This is a genomic window from Pseudomonas sichuanensis, from assembly GCF_003231305.1.
GTDB lineage: Bacteria > Pseudomonadota > Gammaproteobacteria > Pseudomonadales > Pseudomonadaceae > Aquipseudomonas > Aquipseudomonas sichuanensis.
In genome coordinates, this window is the sequence record NZ_QKVM01000009.1 from 15363 (window position 1) to 34784 (window position 19422).

General features: G+C 65.5%; 24 protein-coding genes. 16 read left to right on the top strand and 8 right to left on the bottom strand.

The window, feature by feature from the left end:
* Positions 1 to 159: 159 nt before the first annotated feature.
* Complete coding sequence (locus tag DM373_RS06715; protein ID WP_110992784.1) at positions 160 to 1041, top strand: LysR family transcriptional regulator; 882 nt, start codon at positions 160 to 162, stop codon at positions 1039 to 1041.
* A 113-nt stretch (positions 1042 to 1154) separates the two neighbouring features.
* Positions 1155 to 2429 (top strand): hypothetical protein, encoded by a 1275-nt coding sequence (locus DM373_RS06720; protein ID WP_157966814.1) that lies wholly within the window; start codon positions 1155 to 1157, stop codon positions 2427 to 2429.
* A gap of 84 nt (positions 2430 to 2513) precedes the next feature.
* Here the strand turns inward: DM373_RS06720 and DM373_RS06725 are convergent, their stop codons facing one another.
* The gene (locus DM373_RS06725) at positions 2514 to 2720 is read right to left on the bottom strand and encodes a tautomerase family protein (protein WP_110992786.1); all 207 of its coding nucleotides are present in this window, start codon (positions 2718 to 2720) and stop codon (positions 2514 to 2516) included.
* Positions 2721 to 2739: 19 nt separating this feature from the next.
* Positions 2740 to 3474, bottom strand: a complete 735-nt coding sequence (locus DM373_RS06730) for an SDR family NAD(P)-dependent oxidoreductase (protein WP_110992787.1) — start codon at positions 3472 to 3474, stop codon at positions 2740 to 2742.
* Positions 3475 to 3596: 122 nt separating this feature from the next.
* On the opposite strand from DM373_RS06730, the gene DM373_RS06735 reads away from it, so the two are divergent.
* From DM373_RS06735 to DM373_RS06750, 4 genes are all read left to right on the top strand, one after another.
* On the top strand, positions 3597 to 4517 hold the full coding sequence (locus DM373_RS06735) for a LysR family transcriptional regulator (RefSeq protein ID WP_110992788.1): 921 nt from the start codon (positions 3597 to 3599) through the stop codon (positions 4515 to 4517).
* A 102-nt stretch (positions 4518 to 4619) separates the two neighbouring features.
* Positions 4620 to 4889 carry a hypothetical protein gene (locus DM373_RS06740; RefSeq protein ID WP_110992789.1) on the top strand — a complete coding sequence of 90 codons (270 nt, stop codon included), beginning with the start codon at positions 4620 to 4622 and terminating at the stop codon, positions 4887 to 4889.
* A gap of 67 nt (positions 4890 to 4956) precedes the next feature.
* Positions 4957 to 5655 (top strand): MOSC domain-containing protein, encoded by a 699-nt coding sequence (locus tag DM373_RS06745; RefSeq protein ID WP_110992790.1) that lies wholly within the window; start codon positions 4957 to 4959, stop codon positions 5653 to 5655.
* 30 nt (positions 5656 to 5685) lie between these two features.
* On the top strand, positions 5686 to 6621 hold the full coding sequence (locus DM373_RS06750; RefSeq protein WP_110992791.1) for a 5'-nucleotidase: 936 nt from the start codon (positions 5686 to 5688) through the stop codon (positions 6619 to 6621).
* 120 nt (positions 6622 to 6741) lie between these two features.
* Here DM373_RS06750 and DM373_RS06755 read toward each other — a convergent pair whose 3' ends face one another.
* From DM373_RS06755 to DM373_RS06770, 4 genes are all read right to left on the bottom strand, one after another.
* Positions 6742 to 7392 (bottom strand): TIGR04211 family SH3 domain-containing protein, encoded by a 651-nt coding sequence (locus DM373_RS06755; RefSeq protein WP_110992792.1) that lies wholly within the window; start codon positions 7390 to 7392, stop codon positions 6742 to 6744.
* 210 nt (positions 7393 to 7602) lie between these two features.
* Positions 7603 to 8622, bottom strand: a complete 1020-nt coding sequence (locus tag DM373_RS06760; protein ID WP_110992793.1) for a branched-chain amino acid aminotransferase — start codon at positions 8620 to 8622, stop codon at positions 7603 to 7605.
* 592 nt (positions 8623 to 9214) lie between these two features.
* On the bottom strand, positions 9215 to 9568 hold the full coding sequence (locus tag DM373_RS06765) for a hypothetical protein (protein WP_110992794.1): 354 nt from the start codon (positions 9566 to 9568) through the stop codon (positions 9215 to 9217).
* Complete coding sequence (locus DM373_RS06770) at positions 9565 to 9933, bottom strand: glyoxalase superfamily protein (protein WP_110992795.1); 369 nt, start codon at positions 9931 to 9933, stop codon at positions 9565 to 9567. The genes DM373_RS06765 and DM373_RS06770 overlap by 4 nt, the downstream gene beginning before the upstream one ends.
* A gap of 278 nt (positions 9934 to 10211) precedes the next feature.
* On the opposite strand from DM373_RS06770, the gene DM373_RS06775 reads away from it, so the two are divergent.
* From DM373_RS06775 to DM373_RS06820, 10 genes are all read left to right on the top strand, one after another.
* Positions 10212 to 11045: an urease accessory protein UreD gene (locus tag DM373_RS06775; protein WP_110992796.1), complete on the top strand. Its 834-nt coding sequence runs from the start codon at positions 10212 to 10214 to the stop codon at positions 11043 to 11045.
* Positions 11046 to 11056: 11 nt separating this feature from the next.
* Complete coding sequence (locus DM373_RS06780; RefSeq protein WP_110992797.1) at positions 11057 to 11359, top strand: urease subunit gamma; 303 nt, start codon at positions 11057 to 11059, stop codon at positions 11357 to 11359.
* 10 nt (positions 11360 to 11369) lie between these two features.
* Positions 11370 to 11687, top strand: coding sequence for an urease subunit beta (locus DM373_RS06785; protein ID WP_110992798.1), 318 nt, complete (start codon positions 11370 to 11372; stop codon positions 11685 to 11687).
* Complete coding sequence (gene ureC / locus DM373_RS06790) at positions 11684 to 13387, top strand: urease subunit alpha (RefSeq protein ID WP_110992799.1); 1704 nt, start codon at positions 11684 to 11686, stop codon at positions 13385 to 13387. The genes DM373_RS06785 and ureC overlap by 4 nt, the downstream gene beginning before the upstream one ends.
* Before the next feature lie 154 nt (positions 13388 to 13541).
* Positions 13542 to 14033 (top strand): urease accessory protein UreE, encoded by a 492-nt coding sequence (ureE, locus tag DM373_RS06795; protein WP_110992800.1) that lies wholly within the window; start codon positions 13542 to 13544, stop codon positions 14031 to 14033.
* 19 nt (positions 14034 to 14052) lie between these two features.
* Positions 14053 to 14598, top strand: coding sequence for a HupE/UreJ family protein (locus tag DM373_RS06800; protein ID WP_110992801.1), 546 nt, complete (start codon positions 14053 to 14055; stop codon positions 14596 to 14598).
* Positions 14598 to 15272 (top strand): urease accessory protein UreF, encoded by a 675-nt coding sequence (locus tag DM373_RS06805; protein ID WP_110992802.1) that lies wholly within the window; start codon positions 14598 to 14600, stop codon positions 15270 to 15272. Before DM373_RS06800 ends, DM373_RS06805 begins: the two co-directional genes overlap by 1 nt.
* Positions 15273 to 15283: 11 nt before the next feature.
* Positions 15284 to 15907, top strand: a complete 624-nt coding sequence (gene ureG, locus DM373_RS06810) for an urease accessory protein UreG (RefSeq protein ID WP_110992803.1) — start codon at positions 15284 to 15286, stop codon at positions 15905 to 15907.
* A gap of 156 nt (positions 15908 to 16063) precedes the next feature.
* Entirely contained in the window at positions 16064 to 16312 is a 249-nt protein-coding gene (locus tag DM373_RS06815; protein ID WP_110992804.1) for a hypothetical protein, read from the top strand.
* A 233-nt stretch (positions 16313 to 16545) separates the two neighbouring features.
* Entirely contained in the window at positions 16546 to 17451 is a 906-nt protein-coding gene (locus DM373_RS06820) for a LysR family transcriptional regulator (protein ID WP_110992805.1), read from the top strand.
* Between the two features lie 79 nt (positions 17452 to 17530).
* On the opposite strand, the gene DM373_RS06825 is transcribed toward DM373_RS06820, so the two are convergent.
* Positions 17531 to 17947, bottom strand: a complete 417-nt coding sequence (locus DM373_RS06825) for a RidA family protein (RefSeq protein ID WP_110992806.1) — start codon at positions 17945 to 17947, stop codon at positions 17531 to 17533.
* Positions 17947 to 19263, bottom strand: a complete 1317-nt coding sequence (locus tag DM373_RS06830; RefSeq protein WP_110992807.1) for a flavin-containing monooxygenase — start codon at positions 19261 to 19263, stop codon at positions 17947 to 17949. The genes DM373_RS06825 and DM373_RS06830 overlap by 1 nt, the downstream gene beginning before the upstream one ends.
* Positions 19264 to 19422 lie beyond the last annotated feature (159 nt).

Here is a 19422-nt window from a genome sequence, read left to right on the forward strand (position 1 = left end):
CATTTAATCTGAACGAAGCTACCTGCGATGAACCCTACATCGTGGGAGCGGGCTTGCCCCGCGATGGCGCCAAGCCTGGAAATGATGTTGCCTGAGGCGGGCCCTATCGCGGGGCAAGCCCGCTCCCACGAGCAGTAACGCGACCTACCTGGGAAACCCATGCGAGAAATCAGCCTCGACCGCCTGCGCACCCTGGTGGTGATCGCCGAACACGGCTCGTTTGCCGACGCCGCCCGCCAGCTCAGCCTGGCGCCGCCGACCATCAGCCTGCACGTGGCCGAGCTTGAGGCGCGCATCGGCGCGCCCCTGCTCACCCGCACCCGTGGCCAGGTGCGGCCGACCCCGGTCGGCGAGACCTTGCTGCTACGTGCTCGGCGCCTGCTGGCCGATGCCGACCAGGCGCTGGAGGAGGTGCGCCGGCAGGTCGAGGGCCTGACCGGCCGCGTGCGCCTGGGCGCTTCCACGGGCGCGATCGCCCACCTGCTGCCCCAGGCGCTCGACGCCTTGCGCGTGGATCACCCAGGCATCGACGTCCAGGTGCAGGTGCTGACCTCGCAGGCCTCGCTGGCCCGTCTGCGCGAAGGCACCCTGGACATCGGCCTGGTGGCGCTGCCGCAGATGGCAGGCAAGGGGCTGAAGCTTACGCCCTGGCGCCGCGACCCGATCCTGGCCTACGTGCCCGTCGACTGGCGCCCGCCGGCACGGGTCACGCCGGCCTGGCTGGCCGGGCGGGCGCTGATCCTCAACGACAGCACCACGCAGTTGTCGCGGGTGACTTCGGAATGGTTCGCCGCCGCAGGGCTCTACCCCGAGCCACGCATCGAACTGAACTTCAACGACGCGATCAAGAGCCTGGTGGGCGCGGGATACGGCGCGACCCTGTTGCCCCAGGAGAGCGAGGGGCCCCAGCATGATCCGCGCATCGCCCGGCGGCCTTTGCGGCCGGGGCTGTGGCGCCAGCTGGGCATCGCCTGCCGCGAGGGCGAGCCCGAGCGCGCCACCGGACACGTACTAGAGGCACTGGAGCGCCTGCGCCAATGAAAGGCTGGCGCTCCAGGGTATTTGAATTCAAAGGAGGGGTGAGGATGCTCAGCCAGAGGACACATGGGAATGATTGAATTTGTCTTGCCGTACCTGCTTTTCCTGTACGGGCGATGTACAACCTTCATCAGGTCCTCGAGGGCCTGTGGGCCACCCCTCAAGGGCTCTCTGTATCCGAACAGGAGGGCGCCCTGGTCAGTGTCATTCCTTCCATGACCGAGGCGGTGCTTGAGCAGATGCCCTGGATGTGCTTGTACGCTGCCGTGCTGACACTGCTGCTCGGCATCGCTGTGCATACCCTGTGGCGGCGCGCAGGGGTGCTGTGGTTGGTGTTGTTGAGCTGCGTGCCCGGCGTGCTCAACTACCTGCAACTATGGCCGGAGTTTTCATACCTTCCCCGCAGCGTGACCTTGCTGGGTGGCGCCGGCGCGCTGGGCAGCGAGCAGGGCCTGATCCCCTTGCTGGTACTGGCGATGGCCTCCGGCTGGGCGCTGACGGTACTGCTGTACGATAACTTCAAGTTTTCCGAACGTTTCCGGCTGCTGTTCGATCATGCCTGGTTCCCATTGGCGTTGGTGGGGGCGTTCTTCTTTGTCGCTGACAACAATGCCACGCAGAACCAGCGCAGGCTCCAGGAAGCCCAGCAGCACGCACAGCAGGCCAGTGACTATCTGTTACGCCAGGCGCAGCGATATACCAGGCACTGCCAGGCCGCTGGCGTGGAGGGCTCGCTTTCTTGCCGCTGGAGCCGTTCGGTGCAGAATCGTCTGCTCGACAATATCGAGAGCCCTGACGTCAGTTTCGCGATGTTTTCGCCTGACAGTACCAGTGGCTATTACGCTGTTGGGCGCGACGTCCCGAGCGCGGCGCAGATCATCGAGTTGCGCAAGCAATTGGCGCAGTACAACCAGGAACTGTGCCCTGTAGCCCACTTGGGTAAAGGGGTGTCGCGCAATGCCCCTCTATCGGAAAGCTGCGAGCGCGTTCCGTTTACCTACTGCACGGCGTTCCCGGATGGGCCACATGACTTGGTGGACAAGTACATTGCCGGCACGACGGTGGCGATCGCCAGTGAGTGCATTGTGCCAAGCCTGGTTGCCCTGCGTGGCGAGGTGGTCAAATACCAGGCCCTGGTAAAGTCGGACCTGCGTGCAAAGAACTTTCGTTGGCTGTACTTCCTGCTGCTCGCCGTGCTGGTGGGCGGGAAGGTTGCTAACACCAGCACCAAACTTGCGAATCTCGATAATAGGTTGAGCGAGCGACAGGTGCTGTGGCGGGGTATGAAGCGGCTGTCGGGGCGGGTGTCGGGCCTGTGCGCACGGGCTATGGTTCATGGTGCAACGTGGTTGAGCAAGCGCTGGCGCGCATGGAAGGCCGAACTGCAATAGCCTGCGACGCTCGTTCAGCATGGCGCCCGATGAGTGTGCGAGCCACCAAGCGGGGAGGCGTCAAAGCGACTCCCCCGATGCGATTCAGCGCCGTTCGCGTGCTCGCAACGCCGTCACCGTCTCGCCGCCCACCCCCCAATTGTCGGTGGGCACCTCTTCGATCACCACGAAAGTGCTGGCCGGTGGTTTGCCCAGCACCTGCTGCAACAGTCGCGTGGTGCCTTCGATCAACTGGCGTTTGTGCTCGGCGCTGACGCCTTCATCGGTGACGCGGATATGCACATAAGGCATGGTTCGATCCTCTGCGTGTTCAGTGCCAGGTGCCGGCGGTGCTGCCACCGTCGACGGGCAGGATGACGCCGCTGACGAAGCGTGCGTCGGTCAGGTACAGCACGGCGTCCACCACATCCTGCGGCTTGCCGGTACGGCCGCTCGGCGACAGCGCGCCCAGCCCTTGGGCCTGGTCGCCGTGCAGCGGGGTGTCGATGATCCCCGGGGCCACGGCGTTGACCTGCACGCCGCTGCCCGCCAGCTCCAGGGCCAGGCCCTTGACCGCCTGGTTCAGGCCGCCCTTGACCAGCACCGGCAGCAGCGCCGGTACCCGAGTATCGGGTTGCAGGGCGATCGAGGCAGTGATGGCGATGATGTGCCCGTGCCCCTGTTGCTGCATCACCCGCGCGGCGGCCTGGGCGGGGTAGAAGAAGCCCTTGAGGTTGGTGCCGACCAACGCGTCGACGTCGGCTTCGCTGTAGTCCACCACAGGTTTGGGGATGAAGATGCCGGCATTGTTGACCAGGATATCCACCCGGCCAAAGGTCTTGAGCGCGGTGGCGAACAGGCGCTCGGCGGTGGCTTTTTCGGCGATGTCACCGGCCACGCCGACGAACCCGGCCGGGTTGCCCAACTGCGCGGCCGCGGCGTCCAGGCGCACCTGGCTGCGGGCGTTGCCGACCACGTTGTCGCCGCGTTCGAGGAAGGCCTGGGCGAGGGCGAAGCCCAGGCCGCTGGAGGCGCCGGTGATGATGACGGTACGTGGGTTGCTCATAGGGGTGATCTCCAGTGGATGAGCCTTGGCTCGGGGTGGAATCACTGTAAGTTGCAACGCTCGCTTGAAAAATGAGGCGCATGGCATTTCAATCGATACACCGTGTAATCAATCGAGCCGCCATGACCCGCCATTTCGATGACCTGCAACTGGGCAGCCTGGAGCTGTTCTGCCTTGCCGCCGATGCCGGCAGCTTCACCGAGGCGGCCACCTTGGCCGGTGTCACGCCTGCCGCCGTGAGCCGGTCGGTGGCCCGCCTGGAAGAGCGCCTGGGCGTGCGCCTGTTCGTGCGTACCACCCGGCAGATGCGCCTGTCCGAGGCCGGGCAAGCCTACTACCAGCAATGCCGCCAGGCCTTGGGGCAACTGGTGGAGGCCGAGCGGCAGGTGACGGGCGGGCAGCTCGAACCCAGCGGCCGGCTGCGCATCAGCGCACCGACGCCCTATGCCCACCACCGCCTGCTGCCGCTGTTGCCGCGCTTTCGCCAACGCTATCCGCAGGTGTTGGTGGATGTGCACGTCAGCAATCGCAATGTCGATTTCGCCGAGGAGCAGTTCGACCTGGCCATCCGCGGCCGCGCCCCGGCCGACTCGCGGCTGGTGGCGCGGCGCCTGGAGGACGCCGAGCTGGTGATCGTCGCCACCCCGGGCTATCTGGCCCGGGCGGGGGTGCCGCAGACACCGGATGATCTGGCCGGGCACGACTGCATCCAGTTCGAGATGCCCAGCAGCGGCCGGCGCCCGCCCTGGAGCTTTCGGCGCGACGGGCAACTGATCGAGCTGGACACCCAGGGCGCCTTCACCTGCCAGGGCGACTTCCTCGCCACCAGCACGCTGGTGCGCCACGGCGGCGGCCTGATGCAGGCCTACCGCTTCACCGTGCAGGACGCCCTGGACAGCGGTGAGCTGGTGGAGGTGCTGGCGGATTTCGGCGGCACCTCGCGGCCCTTCATGCTGGTTTACCCGCAGGCCAGGCACATGCCGTTGAAGGTGCGCGTGTTCATCGACTTCCTGTTGGGCGAACGGCCTCTGCCGTTTGGCTGAAGCCCGCGCAGGGCGTGCGCTGGAGCACTATTCTTGTCGCTGCGTCGGCGCGTTGTGCCGCCGACCTTTCAGCAGTCCGGCTATTTCCCAGGAGAACGCTCCATGAAATCCATGACACTGCTAGTGATTGCCTCGGTACTGAGTTTTGCCGCACAGGCCGAGGACAGCGCGGCGACCAACTGCGATGCCAAGATCAATGACCTGGAGTACATCAGCAAAACCGATGGCCAGGCGCTGCATGGCGGCATGGCGCACGACTACCATGAGCTGCTCAAGGAAGCCAAGGCCGCCAAGGCCAGCGGTGACATGGAGAAGTGTCAGGCCTCGGCCGACCGTGCCAAGACCATCTACAACAAAGCGCGCGGCAAGTAGCCAGGAGCCTATGGGAGGGCGCGGGGTCTCGTGTAAGCTCGCTTGGGTCATCTCACGAGAGCTCCCCATGATCCCGCCCAGCCCGCGCCTCGACAGCCTGCTCACCGGCATCGCCCGGCCCTTCACCCGCCCAGGCTCGCACAGCGCTATCGACAAGCAGCCTCGCCAAGGTGCCTTGCAGGTGACCGCGCTGGGTATCGCGGGTGACGAACAAGGCGACCTGCGCGTACACGGTGGGGTGGAAAAAGCCATCCATCACTACCCCCGTGAACACTACGCCGCTTGGGCGGCCGAGCTGGGCGAGCACCCGCTGCTGGCGCAGCCCGGCGCCTTTGGCGAAAACTTCAGCAGCACCGGTTGGACCGAGGCCGATGTCTGCCTGGGCGACCGCATACGTGCAGGCACCGCCTTGCTGGAAATCTCCCAGGGGCGCATGCCGTGCTGGAAACTCAACGAGCGTTTCGACGTGGCGCAGATGGCCCTGCGGGTGCAGCAGAGCGGGCGCACCGGCTGGTACTACCGGGTCGTGGAGGAAGGCCTGGTGCAGGCGGGCGACAGCCTGCAGCTGGTCGAACGCCCCCATGGGTTGTGGTCGGTGGCGCGGTTGTCGGCGGTGCTGTTCGACAAATGCCTGGAGCCTGAACTGCTGCAGGAGTGCCTGGCGCTGCCGCTGGTACCGAACTGGCGGCGGACCCTGGAAAAGCGCCTGGCGCAACGCCAGGTCGAAGACTGGTCGTCGCGCCTGCAGGGGCGCAGCGACGCCTGAACATCTGCCCTACAAGACAAGGAACCCAGCATGCCCTTCGAACTGGACGACCGCCTGGTGATCGGCGTCGCGTCAAGCGCGGTGTTCGACCTCAGCGAAGCCGATGCGGTGTTCCGCCGCGAAGGCGAAGCGCAGTACCGCAAGTACCAGGAGCAGCACCTGGACGTGCCGCTGGGCAAGGGCATCGCCTACCCGTTCATCAAGCGCCTGCTGGCGCTCAATGACCTGCGCGAAGACCCGGAAGACCCGTTGGTGGAGGTGGTGCTGCTGTCGCAGAACGACCCCGATACCGGTTTGCGGGTGATGAAGACCATCGATCATTACGGGCTGAACATGACCCGGGCGATCTTCACCCAGGGCCGCTCGCCTTATGAATACATTCCGGCACTGAACATCGCGCTGTTCCTGTCCGCCGACAAGCAGCATGTGGACGCGGCCATCCAGGCCGGCTACCCGGCCGGGCAGGTGCTCGACTCGCAGTTCGATGACGACGAAAGCGACGACAACCTGCGCATCGCCTTCGACTTCGATGGCGTGCTGGCCGGGGACGAGTCGGAGGCGGTGATGCAGTCCGGCGGGCTGGGCAGCTTCCATGCCCACGAAGTGCTGAACAAGGCCCAGCCGCACAACCCCGGCCCGCTGAAGGAGTTCTTCGTGCGCATCGCGCGGATACAGGCAGCGGAGGAGCAGTTCAAACTTGACCACCCCGGCTACGAGAACCGCTTGCGGGTGTCGATCGTCACCGCGCGCAACGCGCCATCCCACGAACGTGCATTGAACACCCTGAAGAGCTGGGGGGTGATGGCCAACGATGCATTCTTCCTCGGTGGCATCGAGAAACGCCGGGTGCTGCAGGTGCTCAAGCCGCACATCTTCTTCGATGATCAGTCCGGGCATTTGAAAAGCACCAGTACGGTGGTGCCGTCGGTGCACGTGCCGTTTGGGGTGACCAACCGTTCGGCGTGACATGATCGACCCTCATCGCGGGGCAAGCCCGCTCCCACGTGGGTTGAGGCCCCGTTTCCTGGGTGCATGCAAATGCGTGGGAGCGGGCTTGCCCCGCGATGGGGCGTCAAGAAGATCGTCTCAGAACCATCGGTCGTTACGCTTTCGCCCCCGGGTCAGCGCCGGCAGGATCAACCCCAGCAGCAACCCGGCACCGGCAATGCTGCCGCCGTAGACCATGTAGCGCATCATCACCTGCTTGTTTTCATCCCCCAGCCGGGCCTGGGTGTCGCGCAGGTTCGACTGGGCCTCGGCGAGCTGCTCGTTGAGCGCCTTGTTGCGGGTTTCCAATTCGTCGATCAGCGCCTTGCGCGAGTCCAGGGTCTCCTGCATGCCTTGCACGCGGTTCTTCCAGCTGTCGTCGATGGTCTTCAACTGGCCGGACAGGTCGGCCACCTGCTGGTCGAGCTGCGGCAGGCGCTCGCTCTGGCCCGGCAGCGCCTGCAGGTCACTGCTGAGGATCCACACCAGGTCGCCGCTCTGGCCGCGCACCTGGCTGTAGTTGCCCTGGCTGGTCACCAGGCTGACTTTCTGCCCCGACTTCAGTGAGCCGACGATCCGGTGGCCATCGGTGGGGCCACTGCGCACGTAGGTACTCAGGCTGTCGCTGACCCAGCGTGCATCGCTGGCCGGCTCTTCGGCATGGGCCGGGGCGGCGAGGGCGATCAGGGCGGCGATCAGGCTGCCGCGCAGGGCGGGGAGGGCGGTGTTGGCGGGCTGCTTGTCTGGCATGGTGGTCTTCGCTGAAGCGGGGCAAATGAAGGCCCGATGACTGGGCCGGCGATCCGGTCGAGTGAATTGACCGTCAGCCAAAGACCGCTTTTTTGTAGGCAGGTTCACTGCTTAGTGCAGGAAATGCCTACAGAGTGTTGCCGGATGTACACATAAACGAAAACGGGGCAGGCCATCGCTGGCCTGCCCCGTTCATGTCAACGCGCCGGATCAGGCGACCTTGACGATCCAGCCAGCCGGTGCCTCGACGTCACCGCTCTGAATGCCGGTCAGCTCGTTGTAGAGCTTCTGGGTGACCGGGCCGACCTTTTCCAGGTCGTGGAACACGTGCAGCTTGCCGTTGTACTCGATGCCGCCGATCGGCGTGATCACCGCGGCAGTGCCGCAGGCGCCGGCTTCGATGAAGCGGTCGAGCTTGTTGATCTCGACATCGCCTTCGATCACGGTCAGGCCCAGGCGCGATTGCGCCAGTTCCATCAGCGACAGGCGGGTGATACCTGGCAGTACCGAGGCCGATTTCGGGGTGACGAACTCGTTGTTGGCGGTGATGCCGAAGAAGTTGGCCGAGCCGACCTCTTCGATCTTGGTGTGGGTCAGCGGGTCCAAGTAGATGGCGTCGGCGAAGTTGGCTTTCTTCGCTTCGGCACCCGGCTGCAGGCTGGCGGCATAGTTGCCACCGACCTTGGCCGCGCCAGTGCCTTGGGGGGCGGCGCGGTCGAAGCTGGAAATCTGGAAGTTGTGCGGCTTCATGCCGCCCTTGAAGTACGAACCTACCGGGATGGCGAAGATCGAGAAGATGAACTCGGGCGCGGTGCGCACGCCGATGTTGTCACCGGTGCCGATCACGAACGGGCGCAGGTACAGGGCACCCTTGCCGTGCGGCGGAACGAAGTGCTCGTTGGCCTTGACCACTTGCTTGCAGGCCTCGATGAACACGTCGGTGGGCACGTGCGGCATCAGCAGGCGGGCGCAGCTGCGCTGCATGCGCGCGGCATTCTGGTCGGGGCGGAACAGGTTGATCGAGCCGTCCTTGCAACGGTAGGCCTTCAGGCCCTCGAAGCACTGCTGGCCATAGTGCAGGGCGGTGGAGCCTTCACTGATGTGCAGCACGTTGTCGTCGGTCAGGGTGCCTTTGTCCCACTCGCCGTTACGCCATACGGACAGGTAACGCTTGTCGGTCTTGATGTAGTCGAAGCCCAGCTTGTCCCAGTTAATGCTTGCGTTGCTCATGACACCCTCATAGCTCAAAGCCCGAACACGGCGGGCTGCTGTTATATGCGCACCACGCCACCTTAATACATCCGGCGCGGATCGGAAACGGCCAGTCACGAATTGGCTGGGGGTGTGGCTGGGTGGTGGCTGGGTTGTTGGTTGATTCAGGGTTCGAGTTGGGTCACCAGGTGCCTGTCGGGAGATTGAGTGAAGGCCACAAGGTGATCGTCGGTGTTTTTGCAGCGCCTATGAGATCGAGCGCCGCCCGCGCGGCGCATCGCGGGGCAAGCCCGCTCCCACATTTGTTTCGGGCCAATTATTCCTGTGAAAGTACCGGCGCCTGCCTTGGTGCATGCCTTGAGTCAGGTGGGGCGGCGGCAACGCCCACGCTGAAACCGCGTCGTACCAACAAGGCAGACCAGGTGATGGCACAGGAAAGACTGGCCCGAAACAAATGTGGGAGCGGGCTTGCCCCGCGATGCGCCGCGCGGGCGGCGCTCGATCTTGAGAGCGCTGCAGAGCTGTCGCCATGCACCTGATGGCCCACATACGATCCCAAGATGGGCGCTCGGGCTGCGCAGTCCTTTCGCGACACAAAAAACGCGCAAAATCAGCGCAACCGCCGATTCCAGTCCCCACCATGATCGCGCCAGCAGGCCTCTTCACTGTCATAGCGCAAATGCCAGCCCACATGGTCCAACTGCACACCAGCCTCGGCCAGTGCCTGGGTGGTCAGCGCCAGTATCCGCGCCTTGGCCGCACCGGCCAGGGCATCGGCCTTGGCCGTGTCGTCAGTGAACACCCAGGTGATGCGCAGGCTGGCGGGGAAGTCATCGAGGTCGACCTGATGGGTGAGCCAGGCAAAGCCGACGATCTCGGCCTGGGCAGTGGCGCAAGCCTCGGTGAGGCAGGCGACCATTTCCCGCTCCAGGCGCGCCAGTGCGCGTTTATTGCTGGCCATCAGGCGTCGTCGATCTGCTGGCAGAAGCGCAGGCGGTTGCCGAACGGGTCGGCGATCTGCATTTCCAGGCCCCAGTCGACCTTCTCGGCGTGCGGGCGGGAGTAGCCGTACTGCTTGGCCAGCAGCTCCCGCTCCAGGGCCTTGAGGTCTTCGACCCGGGCGAAAATCGCCGACCCCGGGGTGGCATCGCCGTGGTGTTCGGACAGGTGCAGGATCAGCCCGTCGCGGTGGACCTGCATGTACAGGGGCAGGTCGGCGGCGAAGCGGTGCTCCCAGTCGAGGGTGAATCCGAGGAAATCAATGTAGAACTCCCGGGCCTTGTCGACCGAGAAGATCCGCAGGATGGGGATGGCGGCGGCGAATTGCATCGCAACTCCTGTGCTGTGCGTTTTCCTGGGGCGTCAGTGTAACGCCGTCGGCACCGCTTGAGGGCGCGCTTTTGCCCCGCATTTGCGCAGTGCGAGGCCCGTGGCAGCGTCGATTGAATACATCGTAGGAAAATTCATTCAGATTCATCTGATTACTTGGCCTGCAACCTGCAACATCCCGTTCATCAATTTTGATCGATTGGTCAGGCAGCCGCGCTGGCATGGTGTTCAAGACGCCATGCCAGAGCGGCCCAGGCCACGGATGACGGGGGTTTGGGATGTCCTTGCCGGAGCCGCACACGGCACACGACGAGCAGGCGGGCTGGAGCGCGCACCTGCAGCTGCGCTTCGTCCAGCGCGAGGGCGTGACCCGGCTTGGTGCGCGCCGCCATGTCGGACCTCTTTTGGTGCAGCGGCCGTTCTACCCCGAGGGCGGCCCCTGTCACGTTTATGTGCTGCACCCGCCCGGCGGCATCGTCGCCGGTGACCGCCTGGAGCTGGACATTCACCTTGAAGCGGGCAGCCATGCGCTGCTGACCATGCCCGGCGCCAGCAAGTTCTACCGTAGCATCGGCCCGACCGCGCGGCTGGCGCAGCGCTTCCACCTGGCGGCCGGCAGCACCCTGGAGTGGCTGCCCCAGGACAGCATCTTCTTCAACGGTGCCCGCGCCAGCCTCGACAGCCGTTTCACCCTGGCGCCCGGTGCCCGCCTGCTGGCCTGGGAAACCCTGTGCCTGGGCCGCCCGGTGATGAACGAACGGTTCGAGCAGGGCGCCCTCGACAGCCGCCTGTGCATCGAACTGCCCGACGACCCCGGCCTGCACGAGCGCCTGCGCATCGACGGCGGGCGCCTGGACAAGCTCGGCGGCCACCCGCTGCTCGCCACCTTCTGTGCAGCGCCTGCGGACGCACAGGTGCTGGAGCAGGTGCGCGCACTGCTGGATGAACTGCCAACGCCGGCCGGCGCGACCCTGCTCGGGCCACTGCTGGTGATTCGCCTGCTCGACCACGACAACCAACACCTGCAACACCACCTGCAGCGCCTCTGGCACTTGCTGCGCCCGGCCGTGCTCGGCCTGGCGCCGTGCCCGCCGCGCATCTGGGCCACCTGAAGAGAGCCTCCATGGAGCTGACCCCAAGAGAGAAAGACAAACTGCTGCTGTTCACCGCCGCCTTGCTGGCCGAACGGCGCCTGGCCCGTGGCCTGAAGCTCAACTACCCGGAGGCCGTGGCGCTGATCAGCGCGGCGGTGCTCGAAGGCGCCCGCGATGGCCGCACGGTGGCCGAGCTGATGAGCCTGGGCCGTGAAGTGCTGGTGCGTGAACAGGTGATGGACGGCGTGCCGGAGATGCTCCACGACGTCCAGGTCGAAGCCACATTCCCCGACGGCACCAAGCTGGTGACCGTGCATGACCCTATCGTCTGAGGTGCTGCCCATGATCCCCGGAGAAATCCAGGTCGCCGCCGGCGACATCGAACTCAACGTCGGCCGCGCCACGGTCAGCGTCAGTGTGGCCAACCACGGCGACCGGCCGGTGCAAGTCGGCTCGCACTACCACTTCTATGAAGTCAACGATTGCCTGGTGTTCGAGCGCGAGCCGGCCTTGGGCTTTCGCCTGGACATTCCGGCCGGCACCGCCGTGCGTTTCGAGCCGGGCCAGGCGCGCACCGTGCAGTTGGTGGCCTACGCCGGCAAGCGTGAAGTGCATGGCTTCCAGGGCAAGGTGATGGGCGCGCTGGAGAGCAAGGCATGAGCCGTATTTCCCGTCGGGCCTACGCCGACATGTTCGGCCCCACCGTCGGCGACCGCGTGCGCCTGGCCGACACCGCGCTGTGGGTGGAGGTGGAGAAAGACTTCACGGTCTATGGCGAAGAGGTCAAGTTCGGCGGCGGCAAGGTGATCCGCGACGGCATGGGCCAGGGCCAGATGCTGGCGGCCGAGGCCATGGACCTGGTGCTGACCAATGCGCTGATCATCGACCACTGGGGCATCGTCAAGGCCGATATCGGCGTCAAGCACGGGCGCATCGCGGCGATCGGCAAGGCCGGCAACCCCGACGTGCAGCCCGGCGTGACCGTGGCGGTCGGGCCGGGCACCGAGGTGATCGCCGCCGAAGGCAAGATTGTCACCGCCGGTGGCATCGACTCGCACATTCATTTCATCTGCCCGCAGCAGGTGGAAGAAGCGCTGACCAGCGGCGTCACCACCTTCATCGGTGGCGGCACCGGGCCGGCCACCGGCACCAACGCCACCACCTGCACCCCCGGGCCCTGGTACCTGGCGCGCATGCTCCAGGCCGCCGACAGCCTGCCGATCAATATCGGCCTGCTGGGCAAGGGCAACGCCTCGCGCCCCGAGGCATTGCGCGAGCAGATCGCCGCCGGTGCGGTGGGCCTCAAGCTGCACGAGGACTGGGGTTCGACCCCTGCGGCGATCGACTGCTGCCTGGGCGTGGCCGAAGCAATGGACATCCAGGTGGCGATCCACACCGACACCTTGAACGAGTCCGGTTGCATTGAAGACACCCTGGCCGCCATAGGCGACCGTACCATCCACACCTTCCACACCGAAGGTGCCGGCGGTGGCCACGCCCCGGACATCATCCGCGCGGCGGGGCAGGCCAACGTGCTGCCGTCGTCGACCAACCCGACCCTGCCGTACACCGTCAACACGGTCGATGAGCACCTGGACATGCTGATGGTCTGCCACCACCTGGACCCGAGCATCGCCGAGGACGTGGCCTTCGCCGAGTCGCGCATCCGCCGCGAAACCATCGCCGCCGAGGACATCCTCCACGACATGGGCGCCTTCGCCATGACCTCGTCCGACTCCCAGGCCATGGGCCGGGTCGGCGAGGTGGTGCTGCGCACCTGGCAGGTGGCGCACCAGATGAAGCTGCGCCGCGGCCCGCTGGCGCCGGACAGCAGCTACAGCGACAACTTCCGGGTCAAGCGCTACATCGCCAAGTACACCATCAACCCGGCGCTGACCCATGGCATCGGCCACGAGGTCGGTTCGGTGGAGGTGGGCAAGCTGGCCGACCTGGTGCTGTGGGCGCCGGCCTTCTTCGCGGTCAAGCCGGCGCTGGTGATCAAGGGCGGCATGATCGTCACCGCGCCCATGGGCGATATCAACGGCTCGATCCCCACGCCGCAACCGGTGCACTACCGTCCGATGTTCGGTGCCCTGGGCGCGGCGCGGCATGCCACGCGCATGACCTTCCTGTCCCAGGCCGCCATCGACCGTGGCCTGCCCGAGGAACTGAAGCTGCACAGCCTGATCGGCGTGGCCCGCGGCTGCCGACAGGTGCGCAAGGCAGACATGGTGCACAACACCCTGCAGCCAGTGATCGAGGTCGACTCGCAGACCTACCAGGTACGTGCCGACGGCGAGCTGCTGGTGTGCGAGCCGGCCAGCGAACTGCCGCTGGCCCAGCGTTATTTCCTGTTTTGAAGGCGCATCTGGGTGGTGAGGTCCTTGTAGGAGCGGGCTTGCCCCGCGAACACCGGCACAGCCGGTGCCATCTACCGAGTTGCCTGGTTCGCGGGACAAGCTCGCTCCTACAGGGGCCGGCCACAAGCACATGGTTTGTTTGAAAGGAGTGAACATGATCGTACTTACCCGCAGGGTCGCCGACGCCGAAACGGTGACCGGCAGCGTCACCCTGACTGTCGACAGCCGGATCAAGAGCCGCCTGCGCGTGAGCCTCGACGACGGCCGTGATGCCGGCTTGATGCTCGAACGCGGCCACCTGCTGCGCGGTGGCGAGCTGCTCGCCGATGCCGAAGGCGGCCAGGTGATTCGTGTGCTCGCCGCGCCCGAAGCGGTATCGACGGTGCGTTGCTGCGACCCGCACCTGCTGGCGCGCGCCGCCTACCACCTGGGCAACCGCCATGTGCCGTTGCAGATCGAGCCGGGCTTGCTGCGTTACCAGCACGACCATGTGCTCGACGACATGCTGCGTGGCCTGGGGCTGACGGTGGCTGCCGAACAGGCGCCGTTCGAGCCCGAGGCCGGCGCCTACCAGAGCGCAGCGCATAGCCACAGCCATAGCCATGCTCACGACCATCCCTTCGTGCGCCTGCAAGCCCATTCCTGAACACCTCCTGGAGCTGACCATGAAAAAGACTTTCGCCCTGATGCTGCTGATGGTGGCCGTGCCGGCCTTCGCCCACCCAGGCCACGACGCCAACCCGTTGCAGGATGGCCTGCTGCACCCGCTGACCGGCCTCGATCATTTGCTGATGCTGCTCGGCACCGGCGTGCTCGCCGCGCTGACCGGGCGCACCCTGGCCCTGCCGCTGGCCACCTTGGCGGCCATGTTCGGCGGCGCGGTGTGCGGCCATCTGTTCGGTGATGTGGTCGGCATGGAGCCGATGATCCTCGGCTCCCTGCTGGTGGCCGCCGCGGCCATGCTGCTGCCCAGCCGCCAGTTGCTGCTGTCGCTGATCATGCCGGTGTTCGCCCTGTTCCATGGCTGGGCCCATGGCGTCGAGGCCACGCCCAGCGCTTTCTGGCAGTTCAGCGCCGGCTTCGTCACCGTCAGCGGCTTGCTGCTGGCCGCAGGCTTTGCCGTCGGTTGCCTGCTGCGCCGCCATGCCGGCCTGCAGAAAGCCTTCGGCGGCGGCCTGCTGGCCGGTGCCGCGCTGGTACTGGCCGGCTGATGAACAGCGACCTGGCGCTGCTGCGCCTGCTGCAGCTGGCCAGCCCCGGCCTGCCGGTGGGCGGCTTTACCTACTCGCAGGGCCTGGAGTGGGCGGTCGAAGCCGGCTGGGTACGGGATACCGCCAGCTTTGCAGCCTGGCAGCGTGAACAGCTGCACGACACCCTCGGCTACCTCGACTGGCCGCTGTTGGCGCGCCTGTACCGTGCCTGCCAGGTGGGCGACGCCCAAGCCTTCGCGCACTGGAGTCGCGTTCTGCTGGCCAACCGCGAAACCGCCGAGTTGCGCCTTGAAGAGCAGCAGCGCGGCAGCGCACTGGCGCGCCTGCTCGATGGCTGGCAACTGGGCCAGGCGTCGGCCTGGCGACCCAGCCTTGAACTCAGCCAGCTTGGCGGCATGGCCTGGCTGGGCGCGCACTGGTCGATCCCGCTGCGCCAGCTCGCCCTCGGCCTTGGCTTTGCCTGGCTGGAAGGGGCGGTGATGGCCGGGGTCAAGCTGGTGCCGTTCGGCCAGCAAGCGGCGCAGAGCCTGCTGCGCGATCTGGGCGAGGAATTGCCCGCAGTACTCGATCAAGCCCTGGCGCTGGACGACGACCAGCTCGGCGGTGGCCTGCCGCTGCTGGCCATCGCTTCGTCACGCCACGAAACCCAATACACCCGTTTGTTCCGTTCCTGAGGACTGCCTAGATGGAAAACTACCAGCAACCCCTGCGTGTCGGTGTCGGCGGACCGGTCGGTTCCGGCAAGACCGCGCTGCTCGAATGCCTGTGCAAGGCCATGCGCGATCACTACCAGATTGCCGTGGTGACCAACGATATCTACACCAAGGAAGACCAGCGCATCCTCACCGAGGCCGGCGCGTTGGAGCCCGAGCGCATTGTCGGCGTGGAAACCGGTGGCTGCCCGCATACTGCGATCCGCGAGGACGCCTCGATGAACCTCGCGGCCGTGGAAGGGCTGGCGCGCAAGTTCGGCAACCTTGAAGTGATCTTTGTCGAGAGCGGCGGCGACAATCTCAGCGCCACCTTCAGCCCGGAGCTTGCCGACCTGACCATCTACGTGATCGACGTCGCCGAAGGCGAGAAGATCCCGCGCAAGGGGGGGCCAGGCATCACCAAGTCGGACTTCCTGGTGATCAACAAGACAGACCTGGCGCCCTACGTCGGTGCCTCGTTGGAGGTGATGGAGCGCGATACCAATCGCATGCGCCCCGAGCGGCCCTGGACCTTCAGCAACCTGAAGAAAGGTGAGGGTTTGCAGGCGGTGATCGATTTCATCGTCGAGCGAGGGATGCTTGGCGCAAGCGCTTGAATGCGCTGCGACCTTGGGCTTGCGAGGGCACATCTACAAAACAGGAAAGGATTTCCGGGGGTTAATCGGCCATCACCTGAATGCAGTGGCAAGGTTCAGGTCTAGAGTCTTTGACGCTGGCACGACCCGCCAGCGAAGTCCATTCAAGGAGTCAGAATGAGAAAGATCGCAACATTCGCGCTGTTGGCCGCTGCAAGTGTGCTCCAGGTTGCCTATGGTCAGGAGCCCACACAGCGGGATGTGGCCGAGCGTGAGGCCATTTCGCCGTTTGCCCCGCGCAACGCTGCCGATGCCGATGCCGTGAGCATTCGCTTGGCGAGCATCGGCGTCCCTCGAATGGCTTGCCCGAAAGGAACCTTGCGCACCCCGGCGGGCCACTGCCAGCCTGCGTTTGACTTCGACTGAAGGCACCGACCTGTAACGGTGGCGGCCTTTAGCAGCCACTCGGCGGTCTTGGGGTGTTCCGAGGCCGTCGGGAGGTGCTCGAAAATCGTAGAGAGGGCCAGTCCTGCGCAACAAATAATATGCTCAACCCCTAGGTTAATCCTTGCCTGCCGCAGCCGTCCGAGACACCGCCACACAGAGTAAGCTTGTGGGAAAAATCCCGGCGTGCCGACCACGGCGCCATAGAGGTACCCATGGCTTCATACACCTTGCGTCAACTCAAGTACTTCGTCACCACCGTAGAGGCCGGCAGCGTTGCCGAGGCCTCGCGTCAGCTGTACATCGCCCAACCGTCGATCTCCACGGCGATCAAGAGCCTGGAAGAAAGTTTTGGCGTGCAGCTGTTCATTCGTCATCACGCCCAGGGTGTGTCACTGACCCCCAGCGGCAAGCGTTTCTACGCCAAGACCCGCGCCCTGCTGCAGATGGCCCACGAGTTCGAACAGAACGCCCTGGCCGACAACGACACGGTGGCCGGGCATATCGACATCGGCTGTTTCGAGACCGTGGCGCCGCTGTACCTGCCACGGCTGATCGCCGGTTTTCGCGCACGTTACCCCGGGGTGGATATCCGCCTGCGCGACGGTGAGCAGCAGGAGCTGATCCAGGGCCTGACCGCCGGTACCTTCGACCTGGCGTTCCTCTACGACCATGACCTGGACGGCACCATCGAAGCCGAGCCGCTGATGCCGCCGCAGAAGCCCTACGTGCTGTTGCCGGAGAAGCACCGCTTTGCCGGCCAGGCCCAGGTGTCGCTGCGCGACCTGTGCCCGGAGCCGATGATCCTGCTCGACGTGGCGCCCAGCCGTACCTACTTCGTCAGCCTGTTCAACGAACTGGGGCTCACGCCGAACATCGTCTTCAGTTCGCCGTCGATCGAGATGGTGCGCGGGATGGTGGGGCAGGGCTTCGGATTTTCGCTGCTGGTGACCCGGCCGCATACGGAGTTCACCTATGACGGGCAGCGCCTGGTGATGCTGGATATTGCCGAGCCGGTGACGCTGTCGGGGCTGGCCGCGGCGCACCTGAAACGGGTGCAGTTGACCAAGCCGGCGCAGCTGTTCGTGGATTTCTGTCGGGAAGAGTTGGCCAAGTTCTAAAAAGCATCGCGGGGCAAGCCCGCTCCCACGCCAGTCTCAGCGTGGGAGCGGGCTTGCCCCGCGATTGCGCTTCAAAGATTTACTGCTGATCCGGCACCACCGCGATCACATCGATTTCCATCAGCCATTCAGCCTGGGCCAGGCCCGCCACCACCAGCCCGGTGGAAATCGGGAACACGCCCTTGAGCCACTTGCCAACTTCCTTGTACACCGGCTCGCGGAAGCGTGGGTCGGTGATGTAGGTGGTGGTCTTGACGATGTGCGACAGGTCCGAGCCTGCCTCCTCAAGCAGTTGCTTGACGTTCTTCATCGCCTGCTCGGCCTGGGCCTGTGGGTCACCCAGGCCCACCAGACGGCCTTCGAAGTCGGTACCGACCTGGCCGCGTACATAAATGGTGTTGCCGGCGCGGACTGCCTGGCACAGGTCATTGTCCAGGGCCTGGTTGGGGTAGGTGGCCTTGGTGTTGAACATGCGAATACGGGTATGAGTTGGCATCAGTTGGCTCCGAGGGTGCTGACGTTGCTGATCGAGGTGTTCTGCTCATCCGCGTTGCGTTGATCGCGGTCGCGGTAGGCCAGGTAGGTGCGTTGGGTGGCGATATGGCCGGCGACGTGCTTGGCGTCGTGCCATACGCCCCAGATGAACGACGAGCCACGGCGCGACAGCCAGGGCAGGCCGAGGAAGTACACGCCCGGCTCTTTGGACACGCCGCGCTGGTGCTGTGGCTTGCCGTTGGCATCGAAGGCGTCGACCTGCAGCCAGCTGAAGTCCACGCCGTAACCGGTGGCCCAGATGATGCTGGTGACATTGGCCTTGGCCAGGTCGAGTTCGCGCAGCGGGTTGCTGACGCAGTCCGGGTCGGGCAGGCGCTTGCGTGCGTCGGGTTCCGGCGGCAGGTCGAGGCCATTGCGCTCGATGTAGGCGTCGGCGGCATCCAGCAGGGCCAGGTAGTTTTCGTCGCCGCGCTGGATGTTGTCGGCCAGGTTGTCCTGGAACCGCGCCACGCCGCCTTCGAACGACTGGGTCAGGCCGACCAGGGTCATGCCCTGGTGGGCGAGGGCGCGGAAGTCCACGGTGTGGCCGCCTCGGGCGCCCGACACGGCGATGGTCACGTGTTCGCGGCCGGGCTTGGCGATTTCCGCGTCCCACTCACCGAGCACGCCCAGCCACCAGCAGAAGTCGCGGTTGCGGTAGCTGCGCGGTGGGCGGTCGTGGGCGCCGACCGACAGGTACACCTGGCGCCCGGCACGCATCAGCTCTTCGGCGATCTGCACGCCGGAGGAGCCGGCGCCGACCACCAGCACCGCGCCTGCGGGCAGTTGCTCGGGGTTGAAGTAGGCGGCCGAGTGGATCTGGTGCAGGCTTTCATCCTTTGGCGCGATGGCCGGAATGACCGGCTTCTGGAACGGGCCGGTGGCGGCCACCACGCGGTTGGCGTGGATCACGCCCTGGTTGGTTTCGATGGTGAAGCCCGGGCGGTCGGCGTTGCGCGCCACTTTCTTCACTTCCACGCCGGTGCGCACCGGCAGGTTGTATTTGCGTACGTACTGCTCGAAGTAGTCGGCGACCTGGTCCTTGCCGGCGAAGGCGTCGGCGTCCAGGTCGAATTCCAGGCCCGGGAAGCGGTCGTGCCAGACTGGCCCGTTGGCCACCAGCGAGTCCCAGCGGCCGGTGCGCCAGGCTTCGGCGATGCGGTTGCGCTCCAGTACCAGGTGCGGCACGCCGAGCTTGCTCAGGTGTTCGCTCATGGCCACGCCGGCCTGGCCGGCGCCGACCACGAGGGTGTCGATTTGGTAATTGTTCAGTGTCATGTCCGAGCCCTTGTTCAGGCGGTTGTTGTTGAGGTCGGTTGGGAGGACCGCCGTTGCCTGGGGCCAGACTAGGGATGGCTGGTAAATCGCGAAAATAGTATTTAGCTGGGGCTTGCCGATAAATTGGCGAAGGGGGTGTCGGGTTAGCAGGCCTGTGGG

Excerpts from the sequence above, each read along its gene's own strand:
- DM373_RS06755 (WP_110992792.1), bottom strand. The coding sequence starts at position 7,392 with ATGCCAGACAAGCAGCCCGCCAACACCGCCCTCCCCGCCCTGCGCGGC.
- DM373_RS06815 (WP_110992804.1), top strand. The coding sequence starts at position 16,064 with ATGAGAAAGATCGCAACATTCGCGCTGTTGGCCGCTGCAAGTGTGCTC.
- ureE (WP_110992800.1), top strand. The coding sequence starts at position 13,542 with ATGATCGTACTTACCCGCAGGGTCGCCGACGCCGAAACGGTGACCGGC.
- DM373_RS06830 (WP_110992807.1), bottom strand. The coding sequence starts at position 19,263 with ATGACACTGAACAATTACCAAATCGACACCCTCGTGGTCGGCGCCGGC.
- DM373_RS06785 (WP_110992798.1), top strand. The coding sequence starts at position 11,370 with ATGATCCCCGGAGAAATCCAGGTCGCCGCCGGCGACATCGAACTCAAC.
- DM373_RS06775 (WP_110992796.1), top strand. The coding sequence starts at position 10,212 with ATGTCCTTGCCGGAGCCGCACACGGCACACGACGAGCAGGCGGGCTGG.
- DM373_RS06750 (WP_110992791.1), top strand. The coding sequence starts at position 5,686 with ATGCCCTTCGAACTGGACGACCGCCTGGTGATCGGCGTCGCGTCAAGC.
- DM373_RS06725 (WP_110992786.1), bottom strand. The coding sequence starts at position 2,720 with ATGCCTTATGTGCATATCCGCGTCACCGATGAAGGCGTCAGCGCCGAG.
- DM373_RS06825 (WP_110992806.1), bottom strand. The coding sequence starts at position 17,947 with ATGCCAACTCATACCCGTATTCGCATGTTCAACACCAAGGCCACCTAC.
- DM373_RS06730 (WP_110992787.1), bottom strand. The coding sequence starts at position 3,474 with ATGAGCAACCCACGTACCGTCATCATCACCGGCGCCTCCAGCGGCCTG.
- DM373_RS06770 (WP_110992795.1), bottom strand. The coding sequence starts at position 9,933 with ATGCAATTCGCCGCCGCCATCCCCATCCTGCGGATCTTCTCGGTCGAC.
- DM373_RS06735 (WP_110992788.1), top strand. The coding sequence starts at position 3,597 with ATGACCCGCCATTTCGATGACCTGCAACTGGGCAGCCTGGAGCTGTTC.
- DM373_RS06740 (WP_110992789.1), top strand. The coding sequence starts at position 4,620 with ATGAAATCCATGACACTGCTAGTGATTGCCTCGGTACTGAGTTTTGCC.
- ureC (WP_110992799.1), top strand. The coding sequence starts at position 11,684 with ATGAGCCGTATTTCCCGTCGGGCCTACGCCGACATGTTCGGCCCCACC.
- DM373_RS06800 (WP_110992801.1), top strand. The coding sequence starts at position 14,053 with ATGAAAAAGACTTTCGCCCTGATGCTGCTGATGGTGGCCGTGCCGGCC.
- DM373_RS06745 (WP_110992790.1), top strand. The coding sequence starts at position 4,957 with ATGATCCCGCCCAGCCCGCGCCTCGACAGCCTGCTCACCGGCATCGCC.
- DM373_RS06820 (WP_110992805.1), top strand. The coding sequence starts at position 16,546 with ATGGCTTCATACACCTTGCGTCAACTCAAGTACTTCGTCACCACCGTA.
- DM373_RS06805 (WP_110992802.1), top strand. The coding sequence starts at position 14,598 with ATGAACAGCGACCTGGCGCTGCTGCGCCTGCTGCAGCTGGCCAGCCCC.
- DM373_RS06720 (WP_157966814.1), top strand. The coding sequence starts at position 1,155 with ATGTACAACCTTCATCAGGTCCTCGAGGGCCTGTGGGCCACCCCTCAA.
- DM373_RS06780 (WP_110992797.1), top strand. The coding sequence starts at position 11,057 with ATGGAGCTGACCCCAAGAGAGAAAGACAAACTGCTGCTGTTCACCGCC.
- DM373_RS06760 (WP_110992793.1), bottom strand. The coding sequence starts at position 8,622 with ATGAGCAACGCAAGCATTAACTGGGACAAGCTGGGCTTCGACTACATC.
- ureG (WP_110992803.1), top strand. The coding sequence starts at position 15,284 with ATGGAAAACTACCAGCAACCCCTGCGTGTCGGTGTCGGCGGACCGGTC.
- DM373_RS06715 (WP_110992784.1), top strand. The coding sequence starts at position 160 with ATGCGAGAAATCAGCCTCGACCGCCTGCGCACCCTGGTGGTGATCGCC.